The organism is Streptococcus pseudopneumoniae, from assembly GCF_001072375.1.
Classification (GTDB): domain Bacteria; phylum Bacillota; class Bacilli; order Lactobacillales; family Streptococcaceae; genus Streptococcus; species Streptococcus pseudopneumoniae_L.
Map to the genome: position 1 here is coordinate 1 of NZ_JVKV01000068.1, position 22,990 is coordinate 22,990.

Annotated in this window: 24 protein-coding genes; 21 read left to right on the forward strand and 3 right to left on the reverse strand. The window is 41.1% G+C overall.

Annotated elements, in window-relative coordinates; genetic code table 11:
- Nucleotides 1-70: 70 nt before the first annotated feature.
- From ADH31_RS05135 to ADH31_RS05145, 3 genes are all read right to left on the reverse strand, one after another.
- Complete coding sequence (locus ADH31_RS05135) at nt 71-1,081, reverse strand: YeiH family protein (RefSeq protein ID WP_049509315.1); 1,011 nt, start codon at nt 1,079-1,081, stop codon at nt 71-73.
- A gap of 484 nt (nt 1,082-1,565) precedes the next feature.
- Nucleotides 1,566-1,919: a type II toxin-antitoxin system RelE/ParE family toxin gene (locus ADH31_RS05140; protein WP_049504560.1), complete on the reverse strand. Its 354-nt coding sequence runs from the start codon at nt 1,917-1,919 to the stop codon at nt 1,566-1,568.
- Nucleotides 1,909-2,193 (reverse strand): type II toxin-antitoxin system RelB/DinJ family antitoxin, encoded by a 285-nt coding sequence (locus ADH31_RS05145; RefSeq protein WP_000213598.1) that lies wholly within the window; start codon nt 2,191-2,193, stop codon nt 1,909-1,911. Before ADH31_RS05145 ends, ADH31_RS05140 begins: the two co-directional genes overlap by 11 nt.
- A gap of 694 nt (nt 2,194-2,887) precedes the next feature.
- On the opposite strand from ADH31_RS05145, the gene ADH31_RS05150 reads away from it, so the two are divergent.
- From ADH31_RS05150 to purD, 21 genes are all read left to right on the forward strand, one after another.
- Nucleotides 2,888-4,057: a pyridoxal phosphate-dependent aminotransferase gene (locus tag ADH31_RS05150; RefSeq protein WP_049509318.1), complete on the forward strand. Its 1,170-nt coding sequence runs from the start codon at nt 2,888-2,890 to the stop codon at nt 4,055-4,057.
- Nucleotides 4,054-4,824, forward strand: coding sequence for a DNA repair protein RecO (recO, locus tag ADH31_RS05155; RefSeq protein WP_049509320.1), 771 nt, complete (start codon nt 4,054-4,056; stop codon nt 4,822-4,824). Before ADH31_RS05150 ends, recO begins: the two co-directional genes overlap by 4 nt.
- On the forward strand, nt 4,821-5,813 hold the full coding sequence (gene plsX / locus ADH31_RS05160) for a phosphate acyltransferase PlsX (RefSeq protein WP_049509322.1): 993 nt from the start codon (nt 4,821-4,823) through the stop codon (nt 5,811-5,813). Before recO ends, plsX begins: the two co-directional genes overlap by 4 nt.
- A gap of 5 nt (nt 5,814-5,818) precedes the next feature.
- Nucleotides 5,819-6,055 (forward strand): acyl carrier protein, encoded by a 237-nt coding sequence (locus ADH31_RS05165; RefSeq protein WP_000130002.1) that lies wholly within the window; start codon nt 5,819-5,821, stop codon nt 6,053-6,055.
- 457 nt (nt 6,056-6,512) lie between these two features.
- Nucleotides 6,513-6,707, forward strand: coding sequence for a class IIb bacteriocin, lactobin A/cerein 7B family (locus ADH31_RS05170; RefSeq protein WP_049509326.1), 195 nt, complete (start codon nt 6,513-6,515; stop codon nt 6,705-6,707).
- 27 nt (nt 6,708-6,734) lie between these two features.
- On the forward strand, nt 6,735-6,935 hold the full coding sequence (locus ADH31_RS05175) for a hypothetical protein (RefSeq protein ID WP_045762498.1): 201 nt from the start codon (nt 6,735-6,737) through the stop codon (nt 6,933-6,935).
- Between the two features lie 8 nt (nt 6,936-6,943).
- A complete protein-coding gene (locus ADH31_RS05180; RefSeq protein WP_001047582.1) occupies nt 6,944-7,111 on the forward strand; it encodes a class IIb bacteriocin, lactobin A/cerein 7B family in 168 nt (55 codons plus the stop codon).
- A 3-nt stretch (nt 7,112-7,114) separates the two neighbouring features.
- Entirely contained in the window at nt 7,115-7,330 is a 216-nt protein-coding gene (locus ADH31_RS10240; protein WP_080980074.1) for a bacteriocin immunity protein, read from the forward strand.
- 80 nt (nt 7,331-7,410) lie between these two features.
- Complete coding sequence (locus tag ADH31_RS05185) at nt 7,411-7,599, forward strand: hypothetical protein (protein WP_049509328.1); 189 nt, start codon at nt 7,411-7,413, stop codon at nt 7,597-7,599.
- A 24-nt stretch (nt 7,600-7,623) separates the two neighbouring features.
- Nucleotides 7,624-7,833 carry a hypothetical protein gene (locus ADH31_RS05190; RefSeq protein WP_049509330.1) on the forward strand — a complete coding sequence of 70 codons (210 nt, stop codon included), beginning with the start codon at nt 7,624-7,626 and terminating at the stop codon, nt 7,831-7,833.
- Nucleotides 7,834-7,939: 106 nt separating this feature from the next.
- Complete coding sequence (locus tag ADH31_RS05195; RefSeq protein WP_049509332.1) at nt 7,940-8,176, forward strand: hypothetical protein; 237 nt, start codon at nt 7,940-7,942, stop codon at nt 8,174-8,176.
- A complete protein-coding gene (locus ADH31_RS10245) occupies nt 8,169-8,375 on the forward strand; it encodes a hypothetical protein (protein WP_049509369.1) in 207 nt (68 codons plus the stop codon). Before ADH31_RS05195 ends, ADH31_RS10245 begins: the two co-directional genes overlap by 8 nt.
- Before the next feature lie 154 nt (nt 8,376-8,529).
- Nucleotides 8,530-10,683 carry a peptide cleavage/export ABC transporter ComA gene (comA, locus tag ADH31_RS05205; protein WP_049509334.1) on the forward strand — a complete coding sequence of 718 codons (2,154 nt, stop codon included), beginning with the start codon at nt 8,530-8,532 and terminating at the stop codon, nt 10,681-10,683.
- 12 nt (nt 10,684-10,695) lie between these two features.
- The gene (locus ADH31_RS05210; protein ID WP_049509335.1) at nt 10,696-12,036 is read left to right on the forward strand and encodes a bacteriocin secretion accessory protein; all 1,341 of its coding nucleotides are present in this window, start codon (nt 10,696-10,698) and stop codon (nt 12,034-12,036) included.
- A 168-nt stretch (nt 12,037-12,204) separates the two neighbouring features.
- Complete coding sequence (gene purC / locus ADH31_RS05215; RefSeq protein ID WP_049509337.1) at nt 12,205-12,912, forward strand: phosphoribosylaminoimidazolesuccinocarboxamide synthase; 708 nt, start codon at nt 12,205-12,207, stop codon at nt 12,910-12,912.
- A gap of 63 nt (nt 12,913-12,975) precedes the next feature.
- Entirely contained in the window at nt 12,976-16,701 is a 3,726-nt protein-coding gene (locus ADH31_RS05220) for a phosphoribosylformylglycinamidine synthase (protein WP_049509339.1), read from the forward strand.
- Between the two features lie 169 nt (nt 16,702-16,870).
- Nucleotides 16,871-18,313, forward strand: a complete 1,443-nt coding sequence (purF, locus tag ADH31_RS05225; protein WP_049509341.1) for an amidophosphoribosyltransferase — start codon at nt 16,871-16,873, stop codon at nt 18,311-18,313.
- Nucleotides 18,314-18,349: 36 nt separating this feature from the next.
- Nucleotides 18,350-19,372 carry a phosphoribosylformylglycinamidine cyclo-ligase gene (purM, locus tag ADH31_RS05230; protein WP_049509347.1) on the forward strand — a complete coding sequence of 341 codons (1,023 nt, stop codon included), beginning with the start codon at nt 18,350-18,352 and terminating at the stop codon, nt 19,370-19,372.
- Nucleotides 19,372-19,926 (forward strand): phosphoribosylglycinamide formyltransferase, encoded by a 555-nt coding sequence (gene purN / locus ADH31_RS05235; protein ID WP_049509349.1) that lies wholly within the window; start codon nt 19,372-19,374, stop codon nt 19,924-19,926. The genes purM and purN overlap by 1 nt, the downstream gene beginning before the upstream one ends.
- A 76-nt stretch (nt 19,927-20,002) precedes the next feature.
- On the forward strand, nt 20,003-21,550 hold the full coding sequence (gene purH, locus ADH31_RS05240) for a bifunctional phosphoribosylaminoimidazolecarboxamide formyltransferase/IMP cyclohydrolase (protein ID WP_049509350.1): 1,548 nt from the start codon (nt 20,003-20,005) through the stop codon (nt 21,548-21,550).
- A gap of 121 nt (nt 21,551-21,671) precedes the next feature.
- The gene (gene purD / locus ADH31_RS05245) at nt 21,672-22,934 is read left to right on the forward strand and encodes a phosphoribosylamine--glycine ligase (RefSeq protein ID WP_049509351.1); all 1,263 of its coding nucleotides are present in this window, start codon (nt 21,672-21,674) and stop codon (nt 22,932-22,934) included.
- Nucleotides 22,935-22,990: the final 56 nt, after the last annotated feature.

Sequence of the window (22,990 nt, forward strand, 5' to 3'; positions counted from 1 at the left end):
ACTAGCCGCAGGCTGTACTTGAGTACGGCAAGGCGACGTTGACGTGGTTTGAAGAGATTTTCGAAGAGTATTAGAAAATACCGATAAGGGTCTGCATCCCGAGACTAGTCAGGATGATGGCAATCCAGCAGAGGGCACCAAGAAGAATGGATTTACCGCTGGACTTAATCATAGCAATGAGATTGGTTTTGAGGCCGATAGCGCTCATGGCCATGATGATGAAGAATTTAGACAGTTGTTTGAGAGGTGCAAAGAAGTTGCTGCTGACACCGAAGGAAGTAAGGACGGTGGTTAGCAGAGAAGCTAGGATGAAGTAGAGAATGAAAACAGGGAAGATTTTTTTAAGTTTTACCCCTTGGTTGTTTCCTTGTTGACGACTTTGCCAGTAAGAGAGGAAGAGAGTGATAGGGATAATAGCTAGGGTACGGGTCAATTTGACAATGGTGGCAGCTTCGAGAGTATTGGACTGGTAAAGACTATCCCAGGCGCTGGCAGTGGCTGTTACAGAGGAAGTATCATTGACCGCAGTTCCTGCAAAGAGAGCAAAGCCTTCGTTGGAAAGATGGAGCCAGGTTCCTAGAGTTGGGAAGATAAGAGCTGCCAAGACATTGAAGAAAAAGATAACAGAAATGGCTTGTGCGACTTCTTTTTCCTTGGCATGGATGACAGGAGCAGTCGCTGCAATGGCAGAACCGCCACAGATAGAGGAACCAACACCGATCAAGGTAGCTAGCTTTGTATCTAGGTCAAAAAAGCGCTGGAAAAGATAGGCAACAATCAAGGCTATAGAAATGGTGGATAGAATGACAGGGAGCGAAGATTTTCCTACTGCAAAAACTTGAGAGATATTGAGTCCAAACCCAAGCAAGATAACAGCATACTGAAGCAGTTTTTTGGAGCTATAAGTCAAGCCGGCTTCCAGTTGTGTATAGGAAGTGAGAAATGGGTGGAGAATCATGCCAATAAAGATGGCAAAGACAGGTGCCCCGACAACAGGCAAGAAGCTCCCTAAGGTCCAAGAGATGATGGAAATGATAAGACAGACTAAAAGTCCTGCCCCATTTTTTGATAGAAATGACATAAAAACCTCCGAAATAAGCACTTCTTATTATAGTCTTGTCTCGAAGAAAAGTAAAGAGAAAGTAAAGTTTAATAATTATTTGACAAGTTTCTCAAATTTATGTGATAATAGCTGTACAAGAACTGTAACGAAGTCTTGGCAAAAACAGAAATACCAGAGCTCCACCTCTGGTATTTCTGTTTATCTAGTCATATTAAAACTAAACTCAGGTTATATTTTTTTGTCGCGCTTGTCTAGCCACTTTCTGACTATCCACTCAGAAATGACATTACGATCTAGTAATCAATAATGGTGCTAGAATAGTTGTAACGAAGATTAGCAAAACCGTATTTTACAAAGGTATACTCTGTAATATTTAAATCCTTATTAAATCAACGTTTCTAAAGAAAAAGTAGCTGTAAAATATTATATATACAGCGTATTGTTAAACCAAGACGGTACCATAAATTAAGGTTTCGGAGTTTATAAAATAAAGAAAGATGTCTCAATCAGTTGAGCTTTTTTTATTACCATTTTGTAGCAAAGTGACATAGTCGCTTTTTATGTGGAATAGGTGAGATAAAAAAACAGTGTTTCGTTTTTGGTCGATGAAGTAGAGTAAGACATACTGACCGATAATTTTTCCTCGTGTAGGGTACTTACTATTAATCTTTACACCAATTTTTTCATCGGCGTCAAAACCAGCCTCAGGAAAGACTTCTAAACTTTTTAAGCCATCTAAAATTTTACCCACAGTATTTTTAGCAGACTGAGGTGATAAAAGAACAGTAGTGATGTAATCATGAATACTGTCAATAGCTTGGCTCACTTCATCAGAAATAATAACTTTATAAGCCATAGCGTGCCCTCATACTATCTAGGGAAGTCCCTTTTCCTGCTTCATATTCTCTTAAGGCTCGTTCGGATTGAGCTTGTAATTCCTCAATCAACTGTTCACGGTGTAAATCTTCTGCAGTCTTGATTGGCAAGTCCTGTTCGAGGACAATCTGCTCTATAAAAAGAGTGATAGCATCCGTCATGGTCATTCCTTTTTCCTTGATAATGGCTCTAGCTTGTTCCATTGCTAACTCATTGATTTTAAAATTGTATTGCTTAACAAGTGATGTAGTCATGGGATATCTCCGTTCTATATCGTGTATATCCAGTATATATTTTTTGAACTTTTTTTGCAAGAAAAAAAACTCTTGAATATACTCCAAGAGTGAAACGAATAGGACCAGTGGTGGAGCGGGTTCTTTACAACCTAAAGCTGAAGGTAGTGCCGAACCTGAACCTGAATCATCAGCAACATTTGAGCAAACTGTTACTAGTCACTCGACATCATCTTATCCTTAGTTATAAGTTTAGGATAGATAAGAGATAGTGTCAACAATAATTCTTATTACAACCATCTGTCCTGTACCTTTGTTTGATTTTCTTGTTTTTGAATAAATTGTCTGACTGTATCTTTCAAATGTTTCTGCAATTCAAGAATCTGACTAAATTCATTTAAACTAGCCTGATTATCTTCGTTTACTTTTTTTTGTGATCTGATTTATATTGACCCCTATCCGATTTATTTCCTTACGCAACTTCTCAATACTTGTCGAAAATCTCCTAATACGTTGTCATCTTCGGCTTACCTAACCTTAGTTATGTTTTCACCTCGATTCCTAGTTTCATGAGATTTTCATTGAGTATTCTAAAAACATAGTGTTGTAATGAATTTAAATGAACATACATCAGTTGCTTATGCTAGTGTGATTTTGCGGTCAGAGAGCTTTTGTAGTATAATAGACATATGTTCTTTAAGCAAGGAGGGTATCTATGGACTTAACCAAGCGATTTAATAAACAATTAGATAAGATTCAAGTTTCCTTGATTCGTCAGTTTGACCAGGCTATTTCTGGGATTCCTGGGGTTCTACGTCTGACATTGGGAGAGCCTGACTTTACAACTCCAGACCATGTTAAGGAGGCGGCTAAGCGCGCCATTGACCAAAACCAATCCTACTATACAGGGATGAGTGGTTTGTTGACATTGCGCCAGGCAGCTAGTGATTTTGTAAGAGAAAAATACCAGCTGGACTATAATCCTGAAAATGAAATCTTGGTCACAATTGGTGCGACAGAGGCTCTATCAGCTACTTTGACAGCTATTTTAGAAGAGGGAGACAAGGTTCTCTTGCCAGCTCCTGCCTATCCAGGTTATGAGCCGATTGTTAATCTAGTTGGTGCAGAGATTGTCGAGATTGATACGACTGAAAATGGTTTTGTCTTGACTCCTGAAATGCTGGAGAAGGCAATTCTGGAGCAGGGTGACAAGCTCAAGGCTGTTATTCTTAACTATCCAGCTAATCCTACAGGAATTACTTACAGTCGCGAACAGTTGGAAGCCTTGGCAGACGTTCTACGTAAGTATGAGGTTTTCGTTGTCTGTGATGAGGTCTACTCAGAATTAACTTATACAGGGGAAAATCATGTCTCTTTGGGAACAATGCTGAGAGATCAGGCCATTATCATTAACGGTCTATCCAAATCACATGCTATGACAGGTTGGCGTTTAGGCTTTATCTTCGCACCAGCAAACTTCACAGCCCAACTCATCAAGAGTCACCAGTATTTGGTAACTGCTGCAAATACTATGGCTCAACATGCTGCAGTAGAAGCCTTGACAGCTGGTAAGGATGATGCAGAACCGATGAAGAAAGAGTATATCCAACGTCGGGACTACATTATCGAGAAAATGACTAATCTTGGTTTTGAGATTATCAAACCTGACGGTGCCTTTTATATCTTTGCTAAGATTCCAACAGGCTACAATCAAGATTCGTTTGCTTTTCTGAAGGATTTTGCTCACAAGAAGGCTGTTGCCTTTATCCCTGGTGCAGCTTTTGGTCAATATGGAGAAGGTTATGTGCGCTTGTCTTATGCAGCTAGCATGGAAACCATCAGAGAAGCTATGAAACGTCTTGAGGAGTACATGAGAGAAGCATGATTCAGTCTATTACGAGTCAGGGGTTGGTGCTCTACAATCGTAATTTTCGTGAGGATGACAAGCTAGTCAAGATTTTTACAGAGCAGGTCGGTAAGCGCATGTTTTTTGTCAAACATGCCGGTCAATCCAAACTGGCTCCAGTTATTCAACCTTTGGTGCTGGCTCGTTTTCTTTTGCGAATCAATGATGATGGGCTTAGTTATATTGAAGACTATCATGAGGTGATGACCTTTCCAAAAATCAATAGTGATCTCTTTGTCATGGCCTATGCGACCTATGTGGCAGCTCTGGCAGATGCTAGTTTGCAGGACAATCAACAGGATGCTCCCTTGTTTGCTTTTTTACAAAAGACTTTAGAGTTGATGGAAGAGGGGCTGGATTATCAAGTTTTGACCAATATTTTTGAAATTCAGATCTTAACCCGTTTTGGGATTAGTCTTAATTTTAATGAGTGTGTTTTTTGCCATCGGGTGGGTCAGGCCTTTGATTTTTCTTTCAAATATGGCGCTTGCTTATGTCCTGAGCATTATCATGAGGATGAGAAACGTTGTCATCTGAATCCAAACATTCCCTATCTGCTCAATCAATTTCAAGCTATTAATTTTGAGACTTTAGAGACTATTTCTCTCAAGTCTGAAATCAAGCAAGAATTGCGTCAGTTCATGGATCAAATTTATGAAGAATACGTAGGAATTCACCTAAAATCAAAGAAATTTATTGATTCCCTAGCTGATTGGGGACAATTACTAAAAGAGGAAGACAAATGAAAAAAATCGCAGTAGATGCAATGGGTGGCGATTATGCACCTCAAGCCATCGTTGAGGGTGTCAATCAAGCCCTTGCTGACTTTTCAGATATTGAGATTCAACTTTACGGAGATGAAAGCAAAATCAAGCAATATCTAACAGCTACAGAACGCGTCAGTATTATCCATACAGATGAGAAAATTGATTCGGATGATGAGCCAACAAAAGCCATCCGTAAGAAGAAAAATGCCAGCATGGTATTGGCGGCCAAGGCTGTCAAAGATGGGGAGGCAGATGCCGTGCTCTCTGCAGGAAATACCGGTGCTTTGCTAGCGGCAGGATTTTTCATCGTTGGTCGCATCAAGAATATTGACCGACCTGGACTTATGTCAACCTTACCAACAGTTGATGGGAAAGGTTTTGATATGCTAGACCTTGGTGCCAATGCAGAAAACACAGCCCATCACTTACATCAATACGCCATCTTAGGTTCTTTCTATGCTAAAAATGTTCGTGGAATTGCAAAACCACGGGTTGGTTTGCTTAATAACGGGACAGAGAGTAGTAAAGGGGATCCACTCCGCAAGGAAACTTATGACTTGCTAGCAGCTGATGAGAGTTTGAATTTTATTGGTAATGTGGAAGCGCGTGACTTGATGGAGGGTGTTGCAGATGTTGTCGTGGCAGACGGTTTCACGGGAAACGCTGTGCTAAAATCCATCGAAGGAACAGCCATGGGGATCATGGGCTTGCTTAAAAATGCTATTACAGGTGGCGGTTTGCGAGCTAAATTAGGTGCTCTTCTTCTTAAGGATAGCCTTAAAGGCTTGAAAAAGCAGCTCAACTATTCAGATGTTGGGGGTGCAGTCTTGTTTGGTGTTAAGGCGCCGGTTGTTAAGACTCATGGCTCAAGTGATGCCAAGGCTGTGTATAGTACGATTCGTCAGATTCGTACCATGCTAGAAACAGACGTAGTTGCTCAAACTGCGCGTGAATTTTCAGGAGAATAATATATATGACAGATAAAGAAATTTTTGACCGTGTCGTGACCATTATCCAAGAACGTCAAGGGGAAGACTTTGTAGTCACAGAGGCCTTGAGCTTGAAGGATGATTTGGATGCTGATTCGGTAGATTTGATGGAATTCGTACTAACCATTGAGGATGAGTTTGGAATCGAAATCAGTGATGAAGAAATCGATCACCTCCAAAGTGTAGCAGATGTATTGAAAGCCATTAAAGATAAAATCTAACATAAAGCAACATGCAAGTCATGTTGTTTTTTTATTTCTCGAAAAAAGATAAGATGTTGAAGTTTTATAGTTGATTTTACGAATAAAGAGATGAGAACAAAAAAGGGGGGATTACTGATGTATGTGACTGGTCTTTATCCGTGGTTGATCAAGTGGTTTTTAAAATAAATTTGACTTAGTTGTTTATTTTAAAATGATTTCTCGAATAGATAGGTAAGAAGAAAAGGAAAGGAGTCTAATCAATGTATTTACCAATTTTACTTCCATGGTTTATCAAATTGTATTTTAAATAAATTAAATTTATTCATTCATTTTAAAATGATTTTTCGAATAGATAAGTGAGAAGAAGAGGAAGGAGAGAAAAAATGATTTCAGTTATTTATCCAATTTGGCTTTTAAAATGGTTTAAAGGTTAAAAATCACAAACAAAAAACTATAAAAATAAAGGAGAAAACAAATGACAAACTTTGATAAAATGGAACAGAACTTTGTAGCTCTTACGGAAGAAGAGTTGATGGAAGTGGATGGGGGAGCACTGCCTCTTGTACTCGCTGGAGTATCTATTTGGAAGGTAGGTGCGGCAGTAGCAGGTGGAGCAACAGCGCTTTTTGCTGGAGGAGCAGCTTTGGGGTATTATGCAAATAGACCATAATCTGATTGTAGTCAGAGAGGCATTTCTATGTTTTTAAAAAAAGAAGTGATATTATTAGGAGTATTGTTATCGCTACGTATTATTTTTACTATTGTTCAAATTTTAATTGACTATAAAATATTACCTGGACAGTATAGTGTAAATTTTATGGATATTTCAGAAGTATTTACCTATCCAATACTCATTTTAATCATTTATATAGCAATAAAATATAATACAAAGGAGTAATGATGAACATGAACTTAGAACAATTTTATCAATTATCTGACGATGAATTAGTGGGAACAAAAGGTGGTTTTGGTCTTGCGGAAGCAGTTGGGATTGCAGGAGTACTGAATGCTGCTGTACAAATTTTTAATGCTGGTTACAAATTTGGTTCAGATTTTGCTCGTCGTGGGCGTTAGATAATGAATAGTCGTAACACTGATCTCAATAAATTGTTACCTAAACTAGCTACTATAGTCCTTTTGGTAGCAATAGGTTTCAATCTCGTGCTTCATGTAATTCGTATAGGTTCTTTGTTATCCTTTGATTGGCAATGGTATTTAGTAGGATTGCTTGCCTCAGGCTATTTTGGAATTTTGTGCAAGGATTTGTCAAAAGATAATCCAAACTATAAATGATGAATCTGAATGAAAAGGATTTTGTGCGTGTGAATGGCGGAAAAACTCTGCCATTCTTGTCAGATAAATAGGAGTCTGCTATGAAAAAATTTTTATTGGGATTTGCTGAGGGATGTTTTATCGTGTCAGTCATTATCTATATTGTAACGTATTTGATTTTGAAAAAACCGATCAATACCTTGTTTTATCCAGAAATCTATCCGATTCTACTTGGTCTGTTTTATGTAGGATATAAGTACAAAACAAAAGAAAGTAAGATTGGAAATTGATGGAACATCAGATTGGGGTTTGAGATGAAAGTCGTTCAAGTGTTACAAAAAGCTTGGCTAGAGTTTACTGTATGCTGCAGTTCGATGGTTTATATCATTGTTAGAATAGTCGCTGATGTAAACAAAATAAATCTACCTGCATGGTTTGAAAATTTTGACATACCTACAATTTCACTATTCTTGATGGCATTTATTTTACTTTATAGAAGTGAAGAAAAATGTGATAAAGGTTAATAAAATGAATCTGAACTTTGTGGCTCCAGTATTAGGGCAATTTTGGGGAATGTTGGGGTGTTAAGCTGATGAACGGTAGTTTGATTTTAGTTAGAAAGATATTCGTATGTTTAAAAAAGAAGTGATATTATTAGGGCTGCTTCTGCTAGTACGTATTGTACTTTCTATCATGCAAGTTTTAATGGACTATAAACTATTGCTAGGAAAGTATAGTGTAAATTTCATGGAACTTTCAGATTTATTCTCTTATCCCCTACTTTTTTTAATTATTTACATAGCAGTAAAATATCATGCTATCCAGAAAATAAGAGGTAAAGAAGATAATCAGGATGGAAATGAATAAGACTTTAAAATTTTTTCTAACATTCCTTTTCTTATTTCTGATGAATCTTTTGCTTTTTAAAGTACTTGCTAGTCTAGGCTTTCAGGTGACAATGAGTGAAAAAAGTTATCTTGTACCACTCTTATTTTCATTTATAGTTTTGTATATGATTAACAAAAAATTGAAAAAGGTAAGAAATATTAATCATTATATTTTCTAGGTAGGACGTTTGTTCTACCTATTTTTATTTAGGAAAAAGTGCTGTTCAGGTGCAGTTATTGTTTTTTTAGAAATAATTTTCTTTTTGCTTCTTTGTTTGGATAAAATAATCTTACAAAGTTTTCTTTGGAGATTGTTAGGAAAAGGAGTAGGATATGAAATTTAGTAAACGGCATTATCGTCCTCAGGTAGACCAGATGGACTGCGGTGTGGCTTCGTTAGCCATGGTCTTTGGTTATTATGGTAGTTATTATTCTCTGGCTCACTTGCGAGAGTTGGCCAAGACGACCATGGATGGGACTACGGCTTTAGGCTTAGTCAAGGTTGCAGAGGAGATAGGTTTTGAGACGCGAGCGATCAAGGCGGACATGAGCTTGTTTGATTTGCCGGATGTAACTTTTCCTTTTGTGGCTCATGTGCTTAAGGAAGGGAAATTGCTCCATTATTATGTGGTGACTGGGCAAGACAAGAACAACATTCATATTGCAGATCCAGATCCTAGTGTTAAGCTGACCAAGATTTCTCGTGAGCGCTTTGCTAAGGAGTGGACAGGAATCACTATTTTTATGGCCCCATCTCCGACTTATAAGCCTCATAAGGAACAAAAAAATGGCCTTCTCTCCTTTATCCCTATATTAGTGAAACAGCGAGGTTTGATTGTTAATATCGTTTTGGCGACCCTCTTGGTGACCTTGATTAACATTGTGGGTTCTTATTATCTGCAGTCTATCATTGATACTTATGTACCAGATCAGATGCGTTCAACCTTGGGCATTATCTCAATAGGGCTAGTCATCGTTTATGTTCTTCAGCAAATCTTATCTTATGCCCAGGAGTATCTCTTACTTGTTTTGGGGCAACGCTTGTCCATTGATGTGATTTTGTCTTATATTAAGCATGTTTTTCATTTGCCCATGTCCTTTTTTGCGACACGTCGTACAGGGGAAATCGTGTCTCGTTTCACGGATGCAAATAGTATCATCGATGCGCTGGCTTCGACTATCCTGTCAATTTTTTTGGATGTATCTACTGTCTTGATTATTTCAGTAGTTCTATTTTCGCAGAATAGCAATCTTTTTTTCATGAGTTTACTAGCTCTTCCTATTTACACAGTGATTATCTTTGCTTTTATGAAGCCCTTTGAAAAGATGAATCGGGATACCATGGAAGCTAATGCGGTTCTGTCTTCTTCTATCATTGAGGACATCAACGGCATTGAGACCATTAAATCCTTGACTAGTGAAAGCTCTCGTTATCAAAAGATTGACAAGGAATTTGTGGATTATCTGAAAAAATCTTTTATCTACAGTCGGGCAGAAAGTCAGCAAAAGGCTCTGAAAAAGCTTGCCCAGCTCTTACTCAATGTTGGCATTCTCTGGATGGGGGCTCTCCTAGTTATGGACAATAAGATGAGTTTGGGGCAGTTGATTACCTATAATACCTTGCTTATTTACTTTACAAATCCTTTGGAGAATATCATCAATCTGCAAACCAAACTTCAGACAGCGCAGGTAGCTAATAACCGTCTGAATGAAGTTTATCTGGTTGCATCTGAGTTTGAGGAAAAGAAAACAGTCTCAGATTTGAGCTTGCTAGAAGGAGATATGACTTTCATGCAGGTTCACTACAAGTATGGCTATGGTCGAGATGTCTTGTCGGACATCAATCTAACCATTCCGCAAGGCTCTAAAGTGGCTTTTGTGGGAATTTCAGGATCAGGTAAGACGACCTTGGCTAAGATGATGGTTAATTTTTACGATCCAAGTCAGGGGGAGATTAGTCTGGGTGGCGTCAATCTCAATCAGATAGATAAAAAGGCTCTACGCCAGTATATCAACTACCTGCCTCAGCAACCCTACGTTTTTAATGGAACGATCTTGGAGAACCTTCTTCTTGGAGCTAAGGAGGGGACGACCCAGGAGGATATCTTGAGAGCAGTGGAGTTGGCAGAGATTCGGGAGGATATTGAGCGGATGCCACTGAATTACCAGACAGAATTGACTTCGGATGGAGCGGGCATTTCAGGTGGTCAACGTCAGAGGATCGCTCTGGCGCGTGCTCTCTTGACCGATGCGCCCGTCTTGATCTTGGATGAGGCGACCAGCAGTCTGGATATTTTGACCGAGAAGCGAATTGTCGATAATCTGATGGCTTTGGATAAGACCTTGATTTTCATCGCCCACCGCTTGACCATTGCTGAGCGGACAGAGAAGGTTGTTGTTTTGGATCAGGGCAAGATTGTCGAAGAGGGTACACATATGGAATTACTGGCTCAGGGTGGTTTCTATGCCCACTTGGTGAATAGTTAGAGAGGAGAAAAGATGCAATCAGAATTTTTAGAAAGTGCTGAGTTTTACAATCGTCGTTACCATAATTTTTCTAGTTATGTGATTTTTCCAAGTTTTATCTTGTTTTTGTTCCTGATCGTTTTTTCAATCTTTGCACAAAAGGAGATAAGCTTGACAGCTGGAGCTACGGTAGAACCTGCTCGTATCATTGCTACCATTCAGTCTAGTAGTAATAGTAAGATTGTGGCCAATCATTTGGCTGAAAATAAGTTTGTCAAGCAAGGGGATCTTCTCGTTCAATACCAAGAGGGAGCAGAAGCAGTTCAGGCTGAGAATTATGCCAGTCAGTTGGAAATGCTCAAGGATCAGAAGGTTCAACTGGAGTATTTAAAAGCAAGCCTTCAAGCAGGAAGTGATCAATTTCCGGAAGCAGACAAATTTGGCTATCAGCATAGTTTTTTAGATTATCTAAATCAAGCTGCTAGTCTGCGGAGTCAGGTTGAGCAACAAAATGCTAGTATATCATCTCAAAATGCAGCAGCCAGTGGTAGTCAGGCAGAATTAGGCAATCTCATCGGTGAAACCCAGTCCAAAATTAAAGAATATCAGCAAGCCAAGTCTGCTATTCAGGGTGATGGACACTTAGAGAGTGATCATCCAGCTTATGCTATTTATCAGTCGACAAAGGAGCAAGGATCGGAAGCCAAACAGCAGGCCTTATCTCAGCTAGATGCTCAAATCACTCAGTTGGAGTCAACTCTTGCAGGTTATCGAGTACAGTATGCAGGTTCAGGAGCCCAGCAAGCTTATGCATCTGGATTGGGAAGTCAGTTGGAATCATTAAAATCTCAGCAACTTGCCAAGGTAGGCCAGGAATTAACGCTCTTGGATCAGAAAATTCTTGAAGCGGAGTCAGGTAAAAAGATTCAAGGGAATCTTTTAGAGAAGGGGAAAATTACAGCAACAGAAGATGGTATTCTACATTTGAATCCTGAGCATAGTCGATCTACCATCATTCCAGAAGGAACTATCCTCGCTTACCTTTTTCCGCAGTTGGCTAGAGAGAGGAAGGCAAAACTGACAGCTTATATCAGTTCTAAGGAAGTGGCTGGTCTCAAGCATGGAAATGAGGTACGATTTACAACGGTAACGGATGCGAATAAGCAGCTAGTATTGACATCCAAGATTACGAATATCGATACCAGTGCGACTCAGACAGAAAAGGGCAATTTCTTTAAATTAGAGGCAGAGACGGATTTGAATGCTGAACAAGCAGAAAAACTTCGTTATGGACTTGAAGGTCGTTTGACTATGATTACAGGTAGGAAGAGTTTTTTACGCTACTATCTTGATCGTTTTTTTAAACAAGAATAAAGTTCTCATTTTAACTCTAATCAATCTTAGAAAATCGCAAATGAAAATTCGTTTGCGATTTTTCTGTACTTTTTCAGATATGATATCAAATATAGTTCGTGAAATATTTGATTTTTAGTGTCTGTTGTGTTAGAATGATGTAAAGTAATACGAAAGGCGAACAAGAAAATGTCCAGTGAACTTATTTATACGGGAAAAGCTAAAGATATCTATACTACAGAAGACGAAAATGTGATTAAGTCGGTCTACAAGGACCAGGCAACCATGCTGAATGGAGCTCGCAAAGAGACCATTGAGGGTAAAGGTGTGCTGAATAATCAGATTTCGTCTCTTATTTTTGAAAAATTGAATGCTGCTGGTGTGGCGACACACTTTATCGAACGTATTTCTGACACAGAACAATTGAATAAAAAAGTGACAATCATTCCTTTGGAGGTTGTGCTTCGTAACGTAACTGCAGGTTCTTTCTCAAAACGTTTTGGCGTGGAAGAAGGTTTGGATTTGGAAACTCCAATCGTTGAATTTTACTACAAGAACGATGATTTGGATGATCCATTCATCAATGATGAGCATGTCAAGTTCTTGGATATTGCCAACGATGAGCAAATCGCTTATATCAAGGAAGAAACGCGTCGTATCAATGAATTGCTGAAAGATTGGTTTGCACAAATTGGTCTTCGCTTGATTGACTTCAAATTGGAATTTGGTTTTGATAAGGATGGCAAGATTATCTTAGCAGATGAATTCTCACCAGATAACTGCCGTCTTTGGGATGCTGAAGGGCACCATATGGACAAGGATGTTTTCCGTAGAGATTTAGGCAGTTTAACGGATGTATATAAGGTTGTATTAGAGAAATTGCAGGGCTTGAAGTAACTTGTTTGAAAGGTAAAACCTTCGTCTTCGATAACCTATTTGAATAGAAATAAAGGAAATAAAATGGATAAACGTATTTTCGTTGAGAAAAAAGCTGATTTTCGTGTGAAATCTCAGTCTTTAGTAAAAGAATTGCAGCATAATCTTCAGTTGAAAACGTTGAAGGATCTTCGGATTGTTCAGGTTTACGATGTCTTTGGTTTGGCAGAGGACTTGTTTGCGCGTGCGGAGAAACATATCTTCTCTGAGCAAGTGACTGATACTGTTTTGGATGAAGCTGAAGTGAAGGCTGATCTTGAAAAATATGCTTTCTTTGCTATCGAAAGCTTGCCTGGTCAATTTGACCAACGTGCGGCATCTTCACAAGAAGCTTTGCTGTTGCTGGGTAGCTCAAATGATGTAACGGTGAACACAGCGCAACTTTACTTGGTTAACAAGGATATCGATGCGAATGAGTTGGAAGCTGTCAAAAATTACCTCTTGAACCCAGTGGATTCTCGTTTCAAAGATATCACAGTTGGTATTGCTAAACAGGATTTCTCTGAGTCCGACAAAACTATTCCGACTTTGGATTTCTTTGAAACTTATACGGCAGAAGATTTTGCACAGTATAAGGCAGAGCAAGGATTGGCAATGGAAGTAGATGATCTTCTATTCATTCAAGATTACTTCAAGTCTATTGATCGTGTGCCAACTGAGACTGAGTTGAAGGTGTTGGATACTTATTGGTCTGACCACTGCCGTCACACAACTTTTGAGACGGAGTTGAAAAACATCGACTTCTCAGCTTCTAAATTTGAAAAACAATTGCAAGCGACTTATGACAAGTATATTGCCATGCGTGATGAGTTGGGACGTACCGAAAAACCTCAAACCTTGATGGATATGGCGACTATTTTTGGTCGTTACGAGCGTGCCAATGGTCGTTTGGATGACATGGAAGTGTCTGATGAAATCAATGCCTGCTCTGTAGAAATTGACGTGGATGTCAATGGTGTCAAAGAACCATGGCTTCTCATGTTCAAAAACGAAACTCACAACCACCCAACGGAAATCGAACCATTTGGTGGTGCGGCTACTTGTATCGGTGGTGCCATTCGTGACCCATTGTCAGGGCGTTCCTATGTTTACCAAGCCATGCGTATCTCAGGTGCTGGTGATATTACAGCTCCAATTTCAGAAACTCGCGCTGGGAAATTGCCACAACAAGTGATTTCTAAAACAGCGGCTCACGGTTATTCTTCATATGGGAACCAAATTGGTCTTGCAACAACTTATGTTCGTGAATACTTCCACCCAGGTTTCGTTGCTAAGCGCATGGAGCTAGGTGCAGTTGTCGGTGCGGCTCCTAAGGAAAATGTTGTCCGTGAAAAGCCTGAAGCTGGTGATGTGATTATCTTGCTCGGTGGTAAGACCGGACGTGATGGTGTCGGTGGTGCGACAGGTTCTTCTAAAGTTCAAACGGTTGAATCTGTTGAAACAGCTGGTGCTGAAGTTCAAAAAGGGAATGCCATCGAAGAACGTAAGATTCAACGTCTTTTCCGTAATGGAGAAGTGACACGTCTAATCAAGAAATCAAATGACTTTGGTGCTGGTGGTGTCTGTGTGGCTATCGGTGAATTGGCAGATGGTCTTGAAATTGATCTAGACAAAGTACCATTGAAATACCAAGGATTGAACGGTACAGAAATTGCTATCTCTGAATCTCAAGAGCGTATGGCTGTAGTGGTTCGTCCAGAAGATGTAGCTGCCTTTATTGCAGCATGTAACAAAGAAAATATTGATGCTGTTGTCGTTGCGACGGTGACTGAGAAACCAAACCTTGTCATGCACTGGAATGGTGAAACCATTGTTGATTTGGAACGTCGTTTCCTTGATACAAACGGTGTACGTGTGGTTGTAGATGCTAAGGTGGTTGACAAGGATGTCAAGCTTCCAGAAGAACGTCAAACATCTGCTGAAACCCTTGAAGCTGATACTCTTGAAGTCTTGGCTGACCTTAACCATGCCAGTCAAAAAGGTTTACAAACCATCTTTGATAGCTCAGTTGGTCGTTCAACAGTTAATCATCCACTCGGTGGTCGCTACCAAATCACACCAACGGAAGCTTCTGTACAGAAATTGCCAGTTCAACATGGTGTGACAACAACTGCTTCTGTCATGGCGCAAGGATTCAACCCTTATGTAGCAGAATGGTCTCCATACCATGGCGCTGCTTATGCGGTTATCGAAGCAACTGCTCGTTTGGTTGCTGCTGGTGCAAAATGGTCTAAGGCTCGTTTCTCTTATCAAGAATACTTCGAGCGAATGGATAAACAAGCAGAGCGTTTTGGTCAACCAGTGGCTGCTCTCCTTGGATCCATTGAAGCTCAGATTCAACTTGGTTTGCCATCTATCGGTGGTAAAGACTCTATGTCTGGTACCTTTGAAGAATTGACCGTACCACCAACCTTGGTTGCTTTTGGTGTGACAACAGCAGATAGCCGTAAGGTCCTATCTCCAGAATTTAAGGCTGTTGGTGAAAATATTTACTATATTCCAGGTCAAGCTTTGGCACAAGAAATTGATTTTGATCTTATCAAGTCTAACTTTGCTCAATTTGAAGCAATTCAAGCTGACCATAAAGTCACATCTGCATCAGCTGTCAAATATGGTGGTGTGGTTGAAGCTCTTGCCCTTGCAACATTTGGTAACCATATTGGTGCAAACGTTGAATTAGCTGGCCTTGACACTAGCTTGACAGCTCAATTGGGTGGATTCGTCTTCACATCGCCTGAAGACATTGCAGGTGTTGCCAAGATTGGACGAACAGTAGCTGACTTTACACTTACTGTCAATGGTGTAACACTTGATGGACACAAACTTGACAGTGCCTTCCAAGGTAAATTGGAAGAGGTTTACCCAACGGAATTTGCACAAGCAACTGAGTTGGAAGAAGTACCTGCAGTGGCATCAGATGCTGTGATCAAAGCTAAAGAAACAGTTGGGACACCTGTGGTTTACATCCCGGTATTCCCAGGTACTAACTCTGAGTATGATTCAGCTAAGGCCTTTGAAAAAGAAGGTGCCAAAGTCAACTTGGTACCATTTGTAACACTGAATGAAGAAGCGATTGTCAAGTCTGTTGACACCATGGTTGATAATATCGAAAAAGCAAATATTATCTTCTTTGCAGGTGGCTTCTCAGCAGCCGATGAACCAGATGGATCAGCTAAATTTATCGTTAACATCTTGCTCAATGAAAAAGTGCGTGCAGCCATTGATAGTTTCATCGACCGTGGTGGTTTGATCATCGGTATCTGTAACGGATTCCAAGCTCTTGTCAAATCAGGTCTTCTTCCATATGGAAACTTTGAAGATGCAAGCAGCACGAGTCCAACCCTCTTCTACAATGATGCTAACCAACACGTGGCCAAGATGGTTGAGACACGTATTGCCAACACCAACTCACCATGGCTTGCCGAAGTAGAAGTTGGTGACATCCATGCCATCCCAGTATCACACGGTGAAGGTAAATTTGTCGTGACAGCTGAGGAATTTGCAGAGCTTCGCGACAATGGTCAAATCTTTACCCAATATGTTGACTTCGAAGGTAAACCAAGCATGGATTCAAAATACAATCCTAACGGATCTGTGAATGCGATTGAAGGTATCACCAGCAAGAACGGTCAAATCATTGGTAAAATGGGTCACTCAGAACGTTTCGAAGACGGTCTCTTCCAAAATATTCCAGGAAATAAAGATCAACATCTCTTTGCATCAGCGGTTAAATACTTTACTGGGAAATAAGATTTGCAGATTTTCTAATAGATAACCATCAGTAAATGTAAAATCAAGTAGATCTAACTTGCGATAATTGTAAATGATTTGTTGTTGTGGGTGAAACGAGCTTCTACCGTATCATTCCGCTGTAGTATTACTAAAGGAATGATACAGAAATAAAAATTAGGTATATAAAATGACATACGAAGTAAAATCTCTTAATGAAGAATGTGGTGTTTTTGGTATCTGGGGCCACCCAGATGCTGCCAAAATGACCTATTTTGGACTCCATAGTCTTCAGCACCGTGGTCAGGAGGGGGCAGGGATCCTCTCCAATGACCAAGGGAAATTGAAGCGTCATCGTGATATGGGGCTTTTATCAGAAGTCTTCAAAAATCCTGCTAATTTGGATAAATTGACAGGGACTGGAGCGATTGGGCACGTGCGTTATGCGACTGCGGGAGAAGCTTCTGTAGACAATATCCAACCTTTTCTCTTCCGCTTTCACGATATGCAGTTTGGTTTGGCTCACAATGGGAATTTGACCAATGCAGAATCGCTCAAGCAAGAATTGGAACAAAGAGGGGCAATCTTTAGCTCGACTTCTGATTCAGAAATCTTGGCTCACTTGATTCGCCGTAGCCACAATCCAAACCTGATGGGTAAAATTAAGGAAGCGCTCAGTCTTGTCAAAGGTGGTTTTGCTTATCTTTTGATGTTTGAAGATAAGCTGATTGCAGCGCTTGATCCAAATGGTTTCCGTCCTCTGTCAATCGGGAAAATGGCGAATGGAGCAGTAGTGGTTTCATCTGAGACCTGTGCCTTTGAAGTAATCGGTGCGGAGTGGATTCGCGACGTGAAACCAGGCGAGATTGTCATTATTGATGATAGTGGTATCCAGTATGACAGCTATACAAACGATACTCAGTTGGCAATCTGTTCCATGGAGTATATCTACTTTGCCCGTCCTGACTCTAACATCCACGGAGTCAATGTTCATACAGCTCGTAAGCGAATGGGAGCTCAATTAGCACGTGAGTTCAAGCATGAAGCTGACATTGTAGTTGGGGTACCAAATTCCTCACTCAGCGCAGCTATGGGATTTGCCGAAGAATCAGGTCTGCCAAATGAAATGGGTCTTATCAAGAACCAATATACACAACGGACCTTTATTCAGCCGACTCAAGAATTGCGGGAGCAAGGAGTTCGAATGAAATTGTCTGCCGTTTCTGGTGTCGTTAAAGGCAAACGTGTGGTCATGATTGATGACTCTATCGTGCGAGGAACAACATCTCGTCGTATTGTTCAGCTTTTGAAAGAAGCAGGAGCATCAGAAGTCCACGTTGCCATTGGTAGTCCTGCTCTTGCCTATCCATGTTTCTACGGGATTGATATCCAGACACGTCAGGAGTTGATTGCGGCTAATCATACCGTCGAGGAAACTTGCCAAATCATTGGTGCGGATAGCCTGACTTATCTTTCGATTGATGGCTTGATTGACTCTATTGGGATTGAAACAGATGCGCCAAATGGCGGTCTCTGTGTGGCTTACTTTGATGGGAACTATCCAACTCCTCTCTATGATTATGAAGAAGAATATCGTAGAAGTTTAGGAGAAAAAACAAGTTTTTACGAATAAAAAATCCCATTGAAGGAAAGGAAAAGGAAAAAACAAATGACAAATAAAAATGCTTATGCCCAATCGGGTGTAGATGTTGAAGCGGGTTATGAAGTTGTTGAACGCATCAAAAAACACGTGGCACGTACAGAGCGTGCGGGTGTCATGGGAGCTCTTGGTGGTTTCGGTGGCATGTTTGACCTTTCAAAAACAGGTGTCAAAGAACCTGTTTTGATTTCAGGTACAGATGGTGTCGGAACTAAACTCATGCTGGCTATCAAGTATGACAAACACGATACCATCGGACAAGACTGTGTGGCTATGTGTGTCAATGATATCATCGCTGCAGGGGCAGAGCCTCTCTACTTCTTGGACTACATCGCAACTGGTAAAAATGAACCAGCTAAACTAGAACAAGTCGTTGCTGGTGTGGCAGAAGGTTGTGTACAAGCTGGTGCAGCCCTCATCGGTGGTGAAACGGCTGAAATGCCTGGTATGTATGGCGAAGACGACTATGACTTGGCTGGATTTGCTGTCGGTGTTGCAGAAAAATCTCAAATCATCGATGGTTCAAAAGTAGCTGTAGGCGATGTGATCCTGGGGCTTGCTTCAAGCGGAATCCATTCAAATGGTTACTCACTTGTTCGTCGTGTCTTTGCTGATTACACAGGTGAAGAAGTCCTCCCAGAACTTGAAGGCAAAAAACTTAAAGACGTTCTTTTGGAGCCAACTCGTATTTACGTCAAGGCTGTTTTGCCACTCATCAAAGAAGAATTGGTTAACGGGATTGCCCACATCACAGGTGGTGGTTTTATCGAAAATGTGCCACGTATGTTCGCAGATGACTTGGCTGCTGAAATTGACGAAAGCAAAGTACCAGTCCTTCCAATTTTCAAAGCTCTTGAAAAATATGGCCAAATCAAACACGAAGAAATGTTTGAAATCTTCAACATGGGGATCGGTCTCATGCTTGCAGTAAAACCAGAGAATGTGGAACGTGTCAAAGAACTTCTTGACGAACCTGTTTATGAAATTGGTCGAATTGTGAAGAAGACGGATGCAAGTGTGGTGATTAAATAATGACTAAAAGGATTGCTGTTTTTGCCTCTGGTAACGGCTCAAACTTTCAGGTGATTGCGGAACAATTTCCAGTAGAATTTGTTTTTTCAGATCACCGTGATGCCTATGTCTTAGAACGTGCCAAGAATCTTGGTGTGGCTAGCCATGCCTTTGAACTCAAGGAATTTGACAATAAAGCAGCTTATGAAGAAGCTATCGTCAAACTCTTGGATGAACACCAGATAGATTTGGTTTGCTTAGCGGGGTATATGAAAATTGTTGGCCCAACCTTACTAGCAGCTTATGAAGGTCGCATCATCAATATTCACCCAGCTTTTCTCCCTGAATTTCCAGGCGCTCATGGTATTGAGGATGCTTGGAATGCAGGTGTGGACCAGTCTGGCGTGACTATTCACTGGGTGGACTCTGGTGTTGATACCGGTAAGGTTATCAAACAAGTCCGTGTGCCACGCCTTGAAGGAGATACCCTTGATACTTTCGAGACTCGCATCCACGAAACAGAGTACAAACTCTATCCAGAAGTTTTGGAACGTTTGGGGACTACACGAAAATAAGGAAGTCCTAGAGTTGAAAAAAACATTTTTGACTGTAGCAGATGAAGAACTTTTTTAAAAAAGGAAAAGAAAGAAAATGACTAAACGCGCACTAATTAGTGTCTCAGACAAAGCGGGCATTGTTGAATTTGCCCAAGAACTCAAAAAACTCGGTTGGGATATCATCTCGACAGGTGGGACCAAGGTTGCCCTTGACAATGCTGGGGTAAACACTATCGCCATCGATGATGTGACTGGTTTCCCAGAGATGATGGATGGTCGTGTCAAGACTCTCCACCCAAATATCCACGGTGGTCTTCTCGCTCGCCGTGACTTGGATAGTCACTTGGAAGCGGCTAAGGATAATAAGATTGAGCTCATTGACCTTGTGGTGGTCAACCTTTACCCATTTAAAGAAACCATCCTTAAACCAGATGTGACATACGCAGATGCCGTTGAAAACATAGATATCGGTGGTCCATCTATGCTTCGTTCTGCAGCGAAGAACCACGCTAGCGTCACAGTTGTGGTAGATCCTGCTGACTACGCTGTAGTTTTGGACGAATTGGCAGTCAACGGCGAAACCTCTTACGAAACTCGCCAACGTTTGGCAGCGAAAGTATTCCGTCACACAGCGGCTTATGATGCCTTGATTGCAGAATACTTCACAGCTCAAGTGGGTGAAACAAAACCTGAAAAACTTACTTTGACTTACGACCTTAAGCAACCAATGCGTTACGGTGAAAACCCTCAACAAGATGCAGACTTCTACCAAAAAGGTTTACCAACGGCTTACTCCATTGCTTCAGCTAAACAACTTAACGGTAAAGAATTGTCCTTTAACAATATCCGTGATGCTGATGCCGCTATCCGTATCATCCGTGACTTCAAAGATCGTCCAACCGTGGTGGCTCTCAAACACATGAACCCATGTGGGATCGGTCAAGCTGATGATATCGAAACCGCTTGGGACTACGCTTATGAATCTGACCCAGTTTCTATCTTCGGTGGTATTGTCGTTCTCAACCGTGAAGTGGATGCTGCGACAGCACAAAAAATGCACGGTGTTTTCCTTGAAATCATCATTGCGCCAAGCTATACAGATGAAGCGCTTGAAATCTTGACAACTAAGAAGAAAAACTTGCGCATCCTAGCCTTGCCATTTGATGCTCAAGACGCTAGCGAAGTGGAAGCAGAATATACTGGTGTTGTTGGTGGTCTCCTCGTTCAAAACCAAGACGTGGTCAAAGAAAGTCCGACTGACTGGCAAGTGGTGACCAAACGCCAGCCAACCGAGACAGAAGCAACTGCTCTTGAATTTGCTTGGAAGGCTATCAAGTACGTCAAATCCAACGGGATTATCGTGACCAATGACCACATGACACTTGGCGTTGGCCCTGGTCAAACCAACCGTGTGGCTTCCGTACGTATTGCCATTGAACAAGCCAAAGACCGTCTTGACGGCGCTGTGCTTGCTTCCGATGCCTTTTTCCCATTTGCGGATAACGTGGAAGAAATCGCCAAAGCAGGTATCAAAGCAATCATCCAACCAGGTGGTTCCGTCCGTGACCAAGAATCCATCGAAGCGGCTGATAAATACGGCTTGACTATGGTCTTCACAGGAGTGAGACATTTTAGACATTAAGAAAACGAAAGGGAAGAAAACAGTTTCTTTCCTTTTTTTGATTAAAAAGCTAAACGAAACAAGATTAAAACGAACGTTTATGGTATAATGTTAGTAAATAATTCGCAAAAGAGGTTGATGGATGAAACTGTTAGTTGTCGGCTCAGGTGGTCGTGAGCATGCGATTGCCAAAAAGTTGTTGGAGTCTAAAGACGTTGAGCAAGTTTTCGTGGCTCCTGGGAATGACGGGATGACCTTAGATGGTTTGGATTTGGTAAATATCTCTATTTCCGAACATTTTAAGCTGATTGACTTCGCAAAAGCAAATGACATTGCTTGGACCTTTATCGGTCCAGATGACGCCCTTGCAGCTGGTATCGTGGATGATTTCAATGCAGCTGGTCTCAAAGCCTTTGGTCCGACAAAGGCTGCGGCTGAGCTGGAGTGGTCCAAGGATTTTGCCAAGGAAATCATGGTCAAATACGACGTTCCGACAGCAGCCTATGGGACATTTTCAGATTTCGAGGAAGCCAAGGCCTACATCGAGGGGAAAGGCGCTCCAATCGTCGTCAAGGCGGATGGTTTGGCCCTTGGGAAAGGTGTCGTCGTTGCGGAGACAGTTGAGCAAGCCGTCGAAGCCGCTCATGAGATGCTTTTAGACAATAAATTCGGTGATTCAGGTGCGCGTGTAGTCATTGAGGAATTCCTTGACGGGGAAGAGTTCTCTCTCTTTGCCTTTGTCAATGGGGACAAGTTCTACATCATGCCAACGGCTCAGGACCACAAACGTGCATATGATGGCGACAAGGGTCCTAATACTGGTGGGATGGGTGCTTATGCGCCAGTTCCACACTTACCACAGAGTGTAGTTGATACGGCAGTGGAGACTATTGTCAAGCCAGTCCTCGAAGGGATGATTAAAGAAGGGCGCCCCTATCTTGGTGTCCTATACGCAGGGCTTATCTTGACAGCTGATGGACCCAAAGTCATCGAGTTTAATGCTCGCTTTGGAGATCCTGAAACGCAAATCATCTTGCCTCGTTTGACATCTGACTTTGCGCAAAACATTACTGACATTTTGGATGGCAAAGAGCCAGCCATCACTTGGACGGACAAGGGTGTGACACTAGGTGTGGTTGTAGCATCAAACGGCTACCCACTCGCTTATGAGAAAGGTGTCAAACTTCCAGCCAAGACAGAGGGTGACATCATCACTTACTATGCCGGTGCCAAATTCGCTGAAAATGGCCAAGACCTCCTCTCAAACGGAGGACGTGTCTACATGCTGGTCACCACAGCAGATACTGTCAAAGACGGCCAAAACATTATCTACAACCAACTCAACAAACAAAACACAGAAGGCCTCTTCTATCGAAACGATATTGGTAGTAAGGCAATTCGATAAAGATATAAGAAAAAGCGACGCAGTCGCCAAACACGATAATGGTCGTTTAATTTACG